The 12,419-nt window shown below is 51.2% G+C and carries 14 protein-coding genes; 3 read left to right on the top strand and 11 right to left on the bottom strand.

Translation table 11 applies throughout. The features are described from left to right. The first annotated feature begins 186 nt into the window (after positions 1–186). Positions 187–1,344, top strand: coding sequence for an MFS transporter (locus OQV00_RS26820; protein WP_071003476.1), 1,158 nt, complete (start codon positions 187–189; stop codon positions 1,342–1,344). On the opposite strand, the gene OQV00_RS26815 is transcribed toward OQV00_RS26820, so the two are convergent. Both OQV00_RS26815 and OQV00_RS26810 read right to left on the bottom strand, forming a co-directional pair. After that, the gene (locus OQV00_RS26815; RefSeq protein ID WP_266280870.1) at positions 1,341–2,627 is read right to left on the bottom strand and encodes an MFS transporter; all 1,287 of its coding nucleotides are present in this window, start codon (positions 2,625–2,627) and stop codon (positions 1,341–1,343) included. The genes OQV00_RS26820 and OQV00_RS26815 overlap by 4 nt on opposite strands. A 115-nt stretch (positions 2,628–2,742) precedes the next feature. Beyond that, positions 2,743–4,155 carry an amidase gene (locus OQV00_RS26810; protein WP_266280868.1) on the bottom strand — a complete coding sequence of 471 codons (1,413 nt, stop codon included), beginning with the start codon at positions 4,153–4,155 and terminating at the stop codon, positions 2,743–2,745. A gap of 260 nt (positions 4,156–4,415) precedes the next feature. Here OQV00_RS26810 and OQV00_RS26805 point away from each other — a divergent pair, with 260 nt between their 5' ends. Continuing rightward, on the top strand, positions 4,416–5,348 hold the full coding sequence (locus OQV00_RS26805) for an AraC-like ligand-binding domain-containing protein (RefSeq protein WP_071003470.1): 933 nt from the start codon (positions 4,416–4,418) through the stop codon (positions 5,346–5,348). Between the two features lie 139 nt (positions 5,349–5,487). Continuing rightward, complete coding sequence (locus OQV00_RS26800; RefSeq protein WP_202182595.1) at positions 5,488–5,769, top strand: nitrile hydratase subunit alpha; 282 nt, start codon at positions 5,488–5,490, stop codon at positions 5,767–5,769. Positions 5,770–6,754: 985 nt separating this feature from the next. On the opposite strand, the gene OQV00_RS26795 is transcribed toward OQV00_RS26800, so the two are convergent. From OQV00_RS26795 to traX, 9 genes are all read right to left on the bottom strand, one after another. Then, complete coding sequence (locus OQV00_RS26795; RefSeq protein ID WP_049077831.1) at positions 6,755–8,020, bottom strand: type II toxin-antitoxin system HipA family toxin; 1,266 nt, start codon at positions 8,018–8,020, stop codon at positions 6,755–6,757. Further along, complete coding sequence (locus tag OQV00_RS26790; RefSeq protein ID WP_266280856.1) at positions 8,010–8,330, bottom strand: helix-turn-helix domain-containing protein; 321 nt, start codon at positions 8,328–8,330, stop codon at positions 8,010–8,012. The genes OQV00_RS26795 and OQV00_RS26790 overlap by 11 nt, the downstream gene beginning before the upstream one ends. Before the next feature lie 161 nt (positions 8,331–8,491). Further along, on the bottom strand, positions 8,492–9,352 hold the full coding sequence (gene repA, locus OQV00_RS26785) for a plasmid replication initiator RepA (RefSeq protein WP_075209041.1): 861 nt from the start codon (positions 9,350–9,352) through the stop codon (positions 8,492–8,494). A 199-nt stretch (positions 9,353–9,551) separates the two neighbouring features. After that, positions 9,552–10,088 carry a phospholipase D family nuclease gene (locus OQV00_RS26780; RefSeq protein ID WP_266280854.1) on the bottom strand — a complete coding sequence of 179 codons (537 nt, stop codon included), beginning with the start codon at positions 10,086–10,088 and terminating at the stop codon, positions 9,552–9,554. 3 nt (positions 10,089–10,091) lie between these two features. Next, a complete protein-coding gene (locus OQV00_RS26775) occupies positions 10,092–10,331 on the bottom strand; it encodes a thioredoxin domain-containing protein (RefSeq protein WP_224250949.1) in 240 nt (79 codons plus the stop codon). Next, the gene (locus OQV00_RS26770; RefSeq protein ID WP_224250948.1) at positions 10,273–10,497 is read right to left on the bottom strand and encodes a thioredoxin domain-containing protein; all 225 of its coding nucleotides are present in this window, start codon (positions 10,495–10,497) and stop codon (positions 10,273–10,275) included. The genes OQV00_RS26775 and OQV00_RS26770 overlap by 59 nt, the downstream gene beginning before the upstream one ends. Positions 10,498–10,555: 58 nt before the next feature. Next, the gene (locus OQV00_RS26765) at positions 10,556–10,855 is read right to left on the bottom strand and encodes a hypothetical protein (protein ID WP_224250947.1); all 300 of its coding nucleotides are present in this window, start codon (positions 10,853–10,855) and stop codon (positions 10,556–10,558) included. A 118-nt stretch (positions 10,856–10,973) separates the two neighbouring features. After that, positions 10,974–11,558 (bottom strand): fertility inhibition protein FinO, encoded by a 585-nt coding sequence (locus OQV00_RS26760; RefSeq protein ID WP_266280851.1) that lies wholly within the window; start codon positions 11,556–11,558, stop codon positions 10,974–10,976. 98 nt (positions 11,559–11,656) lie between these two features. After that, positions 11,657–12,379, bottom strand: coding sequence for a type-F conjugative transfer system pilin acetylase TraX (traX, locus tag OQV00_RS26755; RefSeq protein WP_154925370.1), 723 nt, complete (start codon positions 12,377–12,379; stop codon positions 11,657–11,659). Between the last annotated feature and the right edge of the window lie 40 nt (positions 12,380–12,419).

Genomic DNA, 12,419 nt, shown 5'->3' with positions numbered 1-12,419 from the left:
TAACTTGCTGAAAGAATAACATTCCTGATTATCATCGCGTTGCATCAACTGGCGCAATTTTCTAGCAGGAGATGATTTGTAATTTGATTTGAAGAGACATTTATTTGACTCAGCAGGACATAAACTCACCGGACGCTTAGAGGCTCAGGAGGCTACTGGTAGCATATCGGTTTTTAGGCAACCCTCATGTATGCACTCCTTTTTTCGATCTTTCTTATGGCGTTCAGTGCCAATATCCCCGTGTCGCTGTTTAATTTTTATGAGCAGTTGTACCAGCTCAGCAAATTCGATTTGACGTTTGTGTTTGCCGTTTACGGCGTCTCTCTTCTGATTGCTCTACAGTTGTCCGGGCACCTTTATCGAACTTTCGGCTATCGTGCAGGAGTCGTTCTTGGCCTCCTGCTGGCGCTGTGCGCCGGCATGTTTTTCACGTTTGGTAGCAGCTATTTGTCGCTGATCATCGCCCGCGTATTGAATGGTGCAAGCCTGGGAGTTTTCATGGGCGGAGCAAACACTCTGCTGCTTTTGACCGGATCACGTAACCGGAAAATCATTAACCTGTCGGGGATCCTGACGCTGTTTGGCTTTGGCTTTGGCCCGCTGTTCAGCGGCCTGTGCTATGAATACCTGGGCGTGGAGCTGATAACTCTGCCATTCATCGTTTTAATGCTGGCGGCAGTTTGTATATTTATTTTCCTTATTCCGACGCTTAGGCAAAGCAAGGACTTACGTTCCGCTGCAGGCTCGTCTTTAGCGGCAACTGCAGCCTCACCCGGGAATAACCGGCTGTTTTTTGCCTTTGTGCTTCCATCGATCTTTCTGATGTTCACTCTTAACAGTTCTATCATGGCTTTGCTCCCCTCCGTAGCCGTATCGGTATTGCATATCAGTAATCATGCGCTGCCCGGGGCATTGCTTTTCATCCTGCTTTCAGGTGGCTTACTGGCCAAGTTTCTCTTTCCGAATGCGCATGATGCATGGCGGGTAAGGACAGGAATTATCTCAATACTTGCGGGGGGATGGCTGATGTTACTGGGAAGCCAATTGGAAAGCTTAACCGTGTTCGTTATCGCGATTTTATTTCAGGCCGCAGGATGCGGATTTATTTTCCCCGGTACGCTTTCGCTCGCTGCCGCTTGCGCAGAGGGGGGAGATGTCTCACTGAATGTCTCCCGATTTTACCTCTCAGCCTACTCCGGGATGGTTATCCCGACCCTGCTTATCGGCGTACTTTCGGGCTATACCGGTATCATCCTGGCCCTGGCAATTTTGCTTGCGGCTCTGACAATCCTTGCCTGCTGGCTCTGGCGTAACGCCGCTAATCCAGAGCCAGCAGACCGTTAGCTCCGCAATTCTCGGGCCGGGTTGAGGGGGGCTTTATTGCCCGGATCGTATTCCGTCCACAAAGTCCGGGCAAGCACAGCATTAAGGAAATACATACCTGCAAAAATCCATACCAGCCCCTCCGTACCTAGGGAAGACATGAAGGAACTCACGATGGCCGGACCGACGAATACAGAGATACCTGCGCCCAGCGCATACAGTCCAAGTGCAGTACCATCATCTTTGGTACTGCCTTTGAGCGTAGACATAATGGTGGTCAGTGACATGTAGCCCGGTAGCGTGAAACCGTACACCGCGCACAAGATCATGCAGGCTACGAGATTTTTTCCAACCATTAGCGGCCCGTAGTAAGTTAAAAGCGTGGCCACGCCGCAGCCAATGCCACCCACGAGCGTCAGTGTGTTTCGCCAGCCAAAACGATCGCTGACGATCCCCATGACCGGGCAGGCAAAAATACAGACGGTATAAACAACAAAGATAATTGAGAGGTATTCAGCCACGCTAAAGCCAATCACTTTTGTGAAGAAGAAAGGCAGATACACAAACGATGCAATCTGTGGCGTAGTGTTGATGATGCGCATGACCAGCGCCACGCTGAGTTTAGGGTATACGTAAAGTGAGGTGAACGTCTTGGTTAGCTGGCGGAATGCGCCTTCGTTATTTTCATCCAGCCCTTTATATCCGGTTTTCTCGCGTACTCCAGTTATGCCCATCGTAAAGCCGATGGCCACCACCACAAGGGATGCCCACAGTGTCAGATACTCACCAAAGTGCGGCAACATTATGCTGGCGAGAATCGCACCAATGGTCGGGAAGCCGGCAGAAAAGGCAGCCCAGTACCACCCCATGGCACTGCTTCGCGTAGCCACCGGCGTGGCCGCGTTTACCCAGATCATGAATCCGAAGGCGAAGAGCGGGTATCCAAATCCACGCAGTGAGTATGTCAGCAGGATCAACGAATAATTATTTGATGGCAGTGCCCAGGCAAGGAATGTAACCTCAAAAATGAGCCAGATCATTCCTCCTGCCCACATGGCAAAACGCGGTCCTCGCCAGGCCGAGAACACACCTGCCAGCACTGCACCTATTGCTACAGTAATGCCATACCAGGTAATGACTAACGTTGCTTTGTGCACACCCAGTCCGATGTCGGTTAAATACAGCGCGAGAAAGTTGGTCTCGATTCCGTCACCCGCCATAAATAATGCTACGGCGATGTAACCCCAAATGAATTCTTTATTTATCCCTAAACGTTCAAGCGCTCCGGGCTTTATTTCTGTCATTTTTACGTCCTCAAAAAAAAACCAGAGCAATAGCGCTCTGGTTTTATATTTGAGGTTTTTTACACTGCGTGCTTGTCCCCTGCCGCCTTTTCTTTGACTGAAAGGGACATCAGAATTATTTCAGAGCGCGTCGGGTATGCCAGTCTGTTTTCTGCTGGAATACACGCCCCGCCTCAAATAAAGCGTGTTCATGAAAATCCGGTGCAATCAGCTGAAACACCACGGGCAGCGAATCATGAGAGAATCCGGCAGGCATAATCAGAGATGGATTACCTGACATATTAAACGGACAGGTAAATGTGTGCAGCGCTGCAATGAGCTCTTCATCAACCTGCGCCATGCGGGAAAGGGGCGGCGCTGTGAACGGCATGACAGGCAGGGCAAACATATCAACATTCTCAAATAATGCGTTGAGTTCTCCCCGGAACTGCTTACGGCGCAGAATACAGGCCTGATATTCCATGCCAGACAGGCGGGAGCCGCGTTCAATTAGGGCGGCGAGAGCCGGACCGTAATGCTCGCGATGCTGTGGCCAGGTTGCGCGATGTGAATAGGCTGTCTGCACGGCACAAACGTCAAACCAGTCTTCATTCATTTGCTGAACGTCCGGCAGTCTCACAGATCTGATCTCTGCACCAGCAGCAACCAGCACGTCCAGCGCGGACATTAAAATACTCACGATCTCATCATCAGCAAGACTCCCGATGAGATCCATGTCCAGCCCGATGCGAAGCCCCCTTAGATTTTGCGGGACCGCAGCCATATAGTCAGGCACAGACAGCCGTGAGGCGGTAACGTCACCCGGATCAGCGCCGGCGATTTGCTGCAGTACGGCAGCGCAGTCGTTCACACTGCGGGCAATGACGCCTACGTGATCGAGTGAGGCAGCAAGTTCAAACGTGCCGTGCCGTGATACGCGCCCCCACGTTGGTTTGATCCCCGTTAATCCGTTCGCTGCAGAGGGCAAGCGAATGGAGCCGCCGGTTTCACTCGACAGTGCTGCCACGCACAACCCTGAGGCAACGGCAACGGCGCTGCCACTTGATGATGCACCGGACCAGCGCTCATTATTCCATGGATTAAGCGGTGCACGAAAAGGGGGAGAATGTTCAGCATATACCCCTTCAGTCAGAACCGTTTTACCGGTGATGACTGCGCCGCTCTGGCGCAGTCGCGCAATCACTGTCGCATCTTCGGAAGCAATATTATCAATATGTACTGCCATGCCCGCCGTCGTGGCCTGCCCGCTGATATCAAAAATGTCTTTGACGGCGACGGGAATCCCCCCAAGACGACCAGCGTCTTCACCTGCGGCGAGCCTTCTGTCTGTCTCAGCCGCGGCGTTCAGCGCTTCCTCTTCAAGCACACAGATGTGACTGCCAATTGTACCGTCAAGTTCGTGGATGCGATCCAGCATGTGTCGGGTCAGCTCCGTTGCCGAGAGCTGCCTATGGCGTAGCGCCTGCGATAGCTGTTCGATTCCGGCGTAATGCAGAGGATCAGTGATAGAATTTATAATGTCGCGCATAAGGCATCCATCTGGGTTGATGAGTAATCAGGCCCCAGGCTATCAGTCCTATCCTTTTTCTGCCTGCCTGTACGGGACAGGGGTTTTCCTCTGAAGGACAAGCGCTCAAATTCAGTGCGACCATTGACCGATATGGTGCAGCGCACCACTTTGTGATGCTCCGGGGCTTCATGAAGTGCCCATGATCAGTAGCTTACCAGCAAGAAAACTGGCACATAAATTGCAAAAACTATGAGTCCACTGTTTCTGGAGTTACAGCGATGCAATACCGTACCGATGAAGTCCCCGCGGCGCAGCGTTTTGAATACTGGCGTGAAGTTGTCTCAGCACATCACTGCTGGGCGGAAACGTCCACTGATGTCCCTGCCAACTTTGAGGCCACGCTTGACGCACGCAGTCTTGGCGCACTCGGCCTGAGCCATATCCGGTGCGGAACCATTGCCTACGATCGCGACTGCGAAAACCTTCGTCGCGCACCAGGCGATGACTATCTCTTCAATCTCCTGCTGTCCGGTAAAGCTTGCCTGAGCCAGAACGACCGCCACACCGTGCAAAAGGCGGGCGACATGGTTTTCTACGATACGGCACGCCCTTTCGAATACAGTTTTGACGGGCAGTATGAAATGCTGATCCTGCGTGTTCCCCGCAAAGCGCTGGATTGCAAACACGCGCGCCTCGATAACGTTACGGCTCGCACCATGAGCAGGCAATCTGCGGCAGGACAGTTTCTGGCCTCCATGATTGAAAATTCCTTTACGCTGAGCGGGGCGCAAAGTACGGATGCTAACGGGCGGATAGGCAATTCACTGACTGATATTCTTGCCGTAACCCTGGAGAATGAGTTCACCCAGGCCGAGACGTTAAGCCATCACCAGCACACGCTGCTTCAGCGTACACAGGCATTTATGCTGAACCATCTGGATGACAGTGAGCTCAGTATGGAAACCATAGGCCGTCAGGTGGGGGCCTCGCCACGTACCCTGAGCAGGCTGTTTGCTTCCATCAACATGACCCCGATGCAGTGGATGTGGCATCAGCGCCTGGAAAAAAGCTACCAGTTCATCACCGAGGGGCGCGCGCGACAGGTCGCTGATGTCGCTGTCTCCTGCGGCTTCACGAGCTTTGCCCACTTCAGTCGTGCCTTCAAAAAACAGTACGGCCATCCCCCAAGCCAGCTCATGCGCCGTAACTGATCCTCTCCGGGCGGCATCTGACCGCCCGCTCCTGCCCCACCTTCCTGTCCCTTTAAGACAATTTTCTGTCCTGAGCAGTCATCATCACGCCGGCTGCATATGGAAAAGTAGAATTCAGCACAGACTGAAGGGATAAAGCATGAAAACTGAAAAACCACCCATTGCACCTGTTGATGAACGCGCGTATGCACTTGCGAGCATCCTGAAAGACAAAGGCCTTATCAGCGATGAATACATCAATAAGCTGGAATCTACTTTTGAGAGCTGGACGCCTGAAAACGGTGCGCGCATTGTCGCTAAAGCTTGGTCCGATGAAGCCTACCGTAAGCGACTTCTGGCTGATGGCACGGCTGCATGTGCAGAGCTGGGGTTCGGCGGAATTGGGGTTTTACCGAATCCGGCAAAAGATTGCTTCCTATAACGTCCGCTTCTGGCACAAAGCAGACGTTAAGACTTACAGCATCGGGAAACTTCTGGATGCCGCGTCAGCGGCATGGAGGCGCCAGATGAGGTTACCTATGTCTGTGGAGTCAAATGGCGCCGAAAGCCCGGCGTAGCCGGTTGCCGGGCTATAAATTCTGCCACCCTACCCCCTGCCCTGATTAGCCTTAACCCGCTAACAGCAATGAAGAAGTCAAAGTAATCCCTTTTAACCCCGGTGAGCGGGCTTTACGGCGTTTACGACGTAAAGGGCGTGATTTCCGGGGCCTTAGCGGCGGCAGCTTGCTGCTGACGCTTAGGGGGATGTTCATCAACTATCTCAGCGACACCAGGGAACTTAACGCGGTAGCTGCAAAGCTATACCCGCTAAAAACGTCTCAGACGCCTCTGTACGCGGTCGGAGTGGTCCCGGCAAGGCGACAGCCGCAGTCGGGGCGTATCTCCGCGTTAGCGGGCCGAGGGCCGCTTACGAGCGTGTACCAGATAACTGACCGCCGCTCCACCCACAGCGATGAAGAAGAGTAGTTACAACACCCATCATTAAAAGCGATGGTGTTCCCCGGCCTTCGGCCGGGGGCGGCGGCGCTTTTCAGTGGTGGAAAGGGTTCTGTTGTTGCAGCTGTGCACGGTATTGGATTGTGGCCAGAGAGGGGCTCGGGGTTCAGAAAAGGCAGCGGGCTCTCAGGGTGAGGAAGGAAAACTCTTTATGAATGTTGTAACTAATAATTATCCTCATAACTGACCATGAACAGGTACTTAGTTTAAAAGAATGCAGTTAAAGGGTTTTTAAAAGAATACTTGCAGCCTGGATAGACGCCGGTTATCAGTTAACCAGCCTGGTCTCTTGCAGTTAATAGTGGATATGTCGTTCCGCAAAGAGAGAAGAGCCATCCATACTGTTTTGTTACTTGACTGAAGACGGCGGTGGCCTGAGATACTGGAAGCCCTCGCCGTTTAAGCGCGGTTCAGGATTTGATACCGCTAATATTCTCATCGATGCGAGTCTGGATATAACTAAGGGTATCCCTGGTAACCTTTCCTGGAAGGAGCTCATGACATTTCTTCGAAAATGTCGTAGCCACACTGGCTATCCGGTCGATAATCTCATTCACCCGGCTTTCCTCCAGTTCAGCTTCCCGTATCCCGAGATTCATCAGATGCTCACGCTCTATAGTAAGCGCTTCGCCCATGACATCCATCTGATGGTATCCGCCTGGACCGTCACAGAATGTAATGTCAAAGGCTGGCGCCAGCGACCAGTTCCCGTTTGCTGACATCAGATAGGCAAAGTTTTTTGGATGATCGTCTCTGTTATTAAAGATGACGTTAAATACCACTCGTTCGAATGCGCGTCCTTTTTCACGGACATCATTTGTACAGAGCTGTGTCGCCCGAAGAAAACTGGCATAGTCCATTGAACCCGGAACCTGATAGTTTGCACCAGTAAAAGCAGCAAGACTTTGCATAGGGACTTTCATTCCCCGCTCTCTGTCAAATCTTCTGGTTGCAAACGCAGCCTGCTCACCTGGTAACTCAAAATATTCCGTCTCAGGAGTATCAATCCCGCATTCTCTCAGACACTGGGCGTATATCATTTCTACGGCGCAAACTTCAGGATGTTCCTGCCTTGCCGGAAATTTTATTAGCCATGGTTCAAGTCCCAGAGCAGGTACCGTTGTAAACTCACCGGTCCCGGAGTCCCGGTAAAGAAGGGCTTTTGGCCTCGCTCCCTGTGGTGATCCCCCCATAAGCAGAAGTCGGTTGAGAAACTCCCCCCCTTCCCCCTTCAGAACTTCCTGGACCTCTGCTGCTAACTGACTAATCGGGATATAGTCCTGGACAGATAAGACGTCCGGTGATGCCGGCATATATGACATCGCGCCCATAGCATTACTGCCGATGTACGCGAGACGTTCAAGAGGACCAATTCTTGCGCTGCTGAGTCCGCGTTTACGGAACAGTCTGTCCATAAGTAACATTCCCCACCCGTCAGGTAGTGAATCATAGACAGGTCCAGGGAGCCCCAGTTGGTGCTGTGGAAAATCTCTCCGGAGACTAGGACCAGAAAGCGGCAGCGTATAACGTGCCAGTTCCAGTCCTTTCTCACGGGCGGCAGGACTATATTCAAAAACAATAACTGGTCGCCCCGTCAACACAGTCGTACTGACTAAGGTACCCCAGAGCCAGCGCTCTCCCCAGCCTTCGTAAAAAACCTCAATACTATTCATTATGGCCTCCCTTACTTCTGATACGTTTTCGGGTTAAGGTGGACTCATAACGGCGTAGATCTTCGAGGTTTTCAAGTCTGGGTTTGAATAGTCCTTGCAGTTCATCAGTCCGCCCCAGGACCATGGCTACACGGATAATATTCTCAAACCCAGTATTTTTCCCCGATTCCAGATTTGACAACGTATTCACCCCAATGCCAGCCCTTTTGGCCAGTTCTGACTGGGTCATCTGTTGATTGATTCGTTCTTTGCGCAGTCGATCGCACAAGAGAGAAACCATTTCGTCAGGCTTTCTAAACGATAAATCCAGCATAATGTGAACTATCTCTATAAAACGCGATTAACACACAATATTATGGAATTATACCATGGTGGGCGGTGAGCGCAAATCAGAGCGAGGTAATGACAAGGCAATATCAGTCGTTTGGTCATGGAGACCTTATTAACCGTGAGGTGTCGAAAAGCCAGTTGGTTCTATATCCGTGTACATAGACTGCGCGAAAGAATCATCCTCTCTTTTACTCTTCTCTTAATCTCATCGCGTATCCGGGATAAATCAGAGACAAACAGTCCTTTTGCAATCTCCAGCGTAAGCTCCTTCCTCACACGTTCGGATATCTCCCGGAAGGTCAGTTGAGCTTCTTTTCTGGCTCTGCATCGTTTCTCTCCATAAGCTTTACGCATCAGTCTGTACGCTTTGAAACGGGCGCGGAACACCCCCCAGGCCAAAGTAACTAACTCGTTAAGGCTTAGTCTGCTCCGACCTTCTGCAGATCTCTGCAAATTAAGATATTCAGCCCGACTTCTGCGGACGGAATCAATCGATTCAGGCGAAACATCAAGAACCTCAAATAAGCGTGGCAGGAAAGTAATATCCGTTGGCAGATAACAACCTGCATCTGGATCATACTCCGTACGATAAGTTATCAGCCCAAGCTCCTCTGCCAGGTAGCGTAAAGCACGTGTCGCCCGACAAATTGATAAATTTCCCTGTTCCGATTCAGTAGCAAGTCCACATTCAGAGGCCAGTGTCGTCATGGTGACATTTACCCGATTAGCAAGGGGATCATAATGGAAGCACAATCCCTGAAGTAGTGCGTTTATAGCGCGGCATCTGAGTGCTGGCGGCCGCCGTTTCCTGTAACCGTTAGCTCTTGTATCAGCCACGAGCACTGTGAAGATAAATGTATCCGTAAAACCCTCAACTTTGGACATCAGTTTCTTGTTAAATGGCAGTGTACGTTTAGGTGTTTGCGTTCCCTTCTTACAAGGTACGGTAAACACCGGATAAGGATTATGTACTTGCACATAGCTAGAGCAGGAAACCTTATCCATTGACTACATCTCCCTTGCCAGATAAATGATGCTCAAAAATCAACCGATATTCTTGTAATACCTTTTCCATGGGGGTAATCTCCATACGTTGTGTTCACAAGCAACAGCATCCAACCCCGCTTATTTTTCCTGGTAGAAAAGTGGTAAGCGGGGTTTTTATTTGTCTGCTCAATTAGTTGAAATCTACGGCAATGAAAAATCAGTATGCATGAACCCAGTTAGTCCCCGTCTCCCATCTGGACTGCCAGTGCTGCAGGTAGATCTCAGCCAGCACCGGGTAATCCCGGATAACCAGCGCGTTTTCTGAGTTACTGCGCGCCGCTGCACGGGTGTAGTTGAACGATCCTGTTTCCACATTCCTCTCGTCAGTGATAATCACCTTGTCATGCATGATCCTGAACTTACTGACCGTTCGCACAGGAGTGCCGGCGTTGACCAGCAGATTCATCGCCGCTGCGCCGGCACTGCCTTTTTCGCTGTTCGCTTTCCAGTCGACAACCACTTTGACATCGACGCCCCGCTGCTTTGCCGTTATCAGTGCCCGGGTCACTTCCGGTGACGTAAAGCTGTAACCCATTAGACGGATGCTTTCTTTTGCGGTATCAATCGTGTTCAGAATCAGTTGCAGCGCTGAACCTTCAGGAGAAAAGCCGGCCTGCACGGTTGGCTGAGCTATCGATCCGCCAGAAAAAAATAAACAGACCACCAGAAGACCCGACAGTGTTATTCGTTTCATCTCTTATTTTCCCTGCGCCTTATTTATTGCTTGTTGAGTATTTTCTGCCTCAGTCATTCCGGCATATACCGTGGTATTATCCGCGGATGCTCCCTTAACGGGCATGATAATAACCCCCTGTGTACCGGTTAATCCCTTTGCAGTCGCAATATCATCGATATCTTTCAGAGTTGCATTAATTTCATTAATAGTATTTTCTTTGAATTGTATATTTACAGATTTTGATTCGATGACACCCTTCATTCATTCCTGTGCCATAAATGCCATTGTGATATTTGAGGTATACATCCTCCCCTTTTTCTTTCCAGACCTGCAGTCCGGTTTTTGCCGCCAGCAGAGATTCCGGACAGCGACTGCTGAACACCGGCCATTCCATAAAGTAGTAGCGTACGTTTTTGTTCGCTTTCATGACCTTTTCCAGCTCGGGCGCCAGCCGGCTGCACCAGATACACTGGTAATCAAAGAACTCAACCACCATGACAGCGCTGTCTGCAGCTAATACGTTTATCTGCCACTATCCGGGCCTGTTGTGCCAGTACGGCTGATTTTAATCCCCGGGTTTGTTTTTCCTGCTGCTCCTGCTGTAACGTCTCACTCATCGGGATAAGAATATCCGGATGTGCACGCATATAATCTGCGGCAATTTCGCCAATCCGGCTTTCCTGCTCAGGAGTAAATACAGGTGTTATTTCGTTAGCATATAACAGAGAGCTATGAATTAATATCACAGAAACACCCGAGGCTATTAAGGCAGCTTTAAGTTTCATAAATATCCTTTTAAATGACAATGTGTGACGGGCAGATATTATCACTCTGCCAGAGTATTCAATGACACTGGCAGAGTTAAAGAGGGAATACAGATTAAATAAACTGAATTAAAACAGATTAAATGATTTCATTCTGAAGTCCGGCCTGCTGCCGGTGCTGTTTTTCCATCCGCTGGAGCGCATACTGCTCTTCATCATCGGTCACCTGGCTCACCGGTTGCCCAGTTAAATCAACGCGCTCCGCACCCGCGGTCATCGATGAGAGATACATTTCAGAACGGGTAATTCGTTTCAGGCATTTAATCACCTGTTTATGGGACAACGGTATACCCCGAGCGATCATATCAGCAAAGATCGCTTCCCGGATCCCCGTAGCCAGAAGGCGCGGCGTGTTACCATCAAAGAGAGCAGGCCACCAGGTCTTCAGGGTGTCAACGGCCACCTGCAGCTCCGGCAGACGCAGGTAACGAATCGTCCGGGCGGGTTTCCCTGGGTTTTCAGGTTCTGTCGGAACTGATTTGACCGGTTTTCCCTGTTCCGCTTTTCTGGCCAGCTTCCCTTTCTTCACTTTCCATGCCGGCGGCGTGGTGACATTCACCACTTGCTTACGCCTGACGATGCGGGGCGTATCGGCAGCCTGGCCGGCCGTCTGTTCCGCCGGCTTTCGTTTCAGGCTGAGGGTTGGACGTTTATCTTCCGTCATAGGTTGAAGTAATCCTGCAGTTAACACTGAGTGAGTAAGATACGCCAGGTTGCCTGCCGGATCATCCTCCCGACTGACAGTCGGCTAATTTCTGCCCGTCACCCGGCGAGTATGCCGAGTAGCGCCAGGTGAACGGTGTAAAACAGGACAAAAAAATGCGTCGGCCAGAATCGTTTAACATGCTTCCCGGTATCCGAGCAGACACCCACGACCAGTATTGCAATTGCCAGTCCCGCCACGGACTGCCCGGCATCATGGAGGTTCATCAGCAGAACCATGACTGCCCAGAGTAAAGCATAGCCGGTTCTTTCCACGGGCTCTGTAGCACGACACAGCCGGTAGCTGTTGATCAGCATGAATACCCCGGCCAGACCGTAACTGTCTGTAGACAGTGGCAACCAGGCCACCACAATAGCGATCGCCAGCAGAATGTCGTTACGGGTACGCAGACTGAACCAACGCATCGCTTGTCCGGTAACGGCAAAAGTAAAGAGGATATTCCCCATATACCAGGGGTATCCCACCAGGATAAACGATCCCTGCGCTATCAGGGCCCAGCACCAGAGCTGGTTCAGCTGCGACTGGCGAATGTCGTGATACCTGGCCAGATTCATTCCCCAGACCAGACCAAACAGCGGAAAACAGCCTCTCCCCAGCAGACGCATCACCTCATTATTCCCGGCCAGCAGCAGGCCGGTGTGATCGATTACCATCAGAACAAGCGCGATGGTCTTGATGATATCCGTCTGTCCTGGCGTCCAGGTCAGCAGCCCCTGCAGCCAGCGGCCGATGGCGTTAAGACGCGTTTCATATGTTGTCATCTTCCTATCCTTTTATCAGCGCCCCGGCAGGGTGCCCGAT

The organism is Klebsiella sp. DY2415 (assembly GCF_026314315.1).
GTDB lineage: Bacteria > Pseudomonadota > Gammaproteobacteria > Enterobacterales > Enterobacteriaceae > Klebsiella > Klebsiella ornithinolytica.
Note: the sequence above shows the minus strand (reverse complement) of the source record. Positions and strands in the feature narration are given on the sequence as shown.

What these genes read in the sequence shown, in the direction of transcription:
- OQV00_RS26820 (WP_071003476.1), top strand. Translation starts at nt 187, where the DNA reads ATGTATGCACTCCTTTTTTCGATCTTTCTTATGGCGTTCAGTGCCAAT.
- OQV00_RS26815 (WP_266280870.1), bottom strand. Translation starts at nt 2,627, where the DNA reads ATGACAGAAATAAAGCCCGGAGCGCTTGAACGTTTAGGGATAAATAAA.
- OQV00_RS26810 (WP_266280868.1), bottom strand. Translation starts at nt 4,155, where the DNA reads ATGCGCGACATTATAAATTCTATCACTGATCCTCTGCATTACGCCGGA.
- OQV00_RS26805 (WP_071003470.1), top strand. Translation starts at nt 4,416, where the DNA reads ATGCAATACCGTACCGATGAAGTCCCCGCGGCGCAGCGTTTTGAATAC.
- OQV00_RS26800 (WP_202182595.1), top strand. Translation starts at nt 5,488, where the DNA reads ATGAAAACTGAAAAACCACCCATTGCACCTGTTGATGAACGCGCGTAT.
- OQV00_RS26790 (WP_266280856.1), bottom strand. Translation starts at nt 8,330, where the DNA reads ATGCTGGATTTATCGTTTAGAAAGCCTGACGAAATGGTTTCTCTCTTG.
- repA (WP_075209041.1), bottom strand. Translation starts at nt 9,352, where the DNA reads ATGGATAAGGTTTCCTGCTCTAGCTATGTGCAAGTACATAATCCTTAT.
- OQV00_RS26780 (WP_266280854.1), bottom strand. Translation starts at nt 10,088, where the DNA reads ATGAAACGAATAACACTGTCGGGTCTTCTGGTGGTCTGTTTATTTTTT.
- OQV00_RS26775 (WP_224250949.1), bottom strand. Translation starts at nt 10,331, where the DNA reads ATGAAGGGTGTCATCGAATCAAAATCTGTAAATATACAATTCAAAGAA.
- OQV00_RS26770 (WP_224250948.1), bottom strand. Translation starts at nt 10,497, where the DNA reads ATGAAAGCGAACAAAAACGTACGCTACTACTTTATGGAATGGCCGGTG.
- OQV00_RS26765 (WP_224250947.1), bottom strand. Translation starts at nt 10,855, where the DNA reads ATGAAACTTAAAGCTGCCTTAATAGCCTCGGGTGTTTCTGTGATATTA.
- OQV00_RS26760 (WP_266280851.1), bottom strand. Translation starts at nt 11,558, where the DNA reads ATGACGGAAGATAAACGTCCAACCCTCAGCCTGAAACGAAAGCCGGCG.
- traX (WP_154925370.1), bottom strand. Translation starts at nt 12,379, where the DNA reads ATGACAACATATGAAACGCGTCTTAACGCCATCGGCCGCTGGCTGCAG.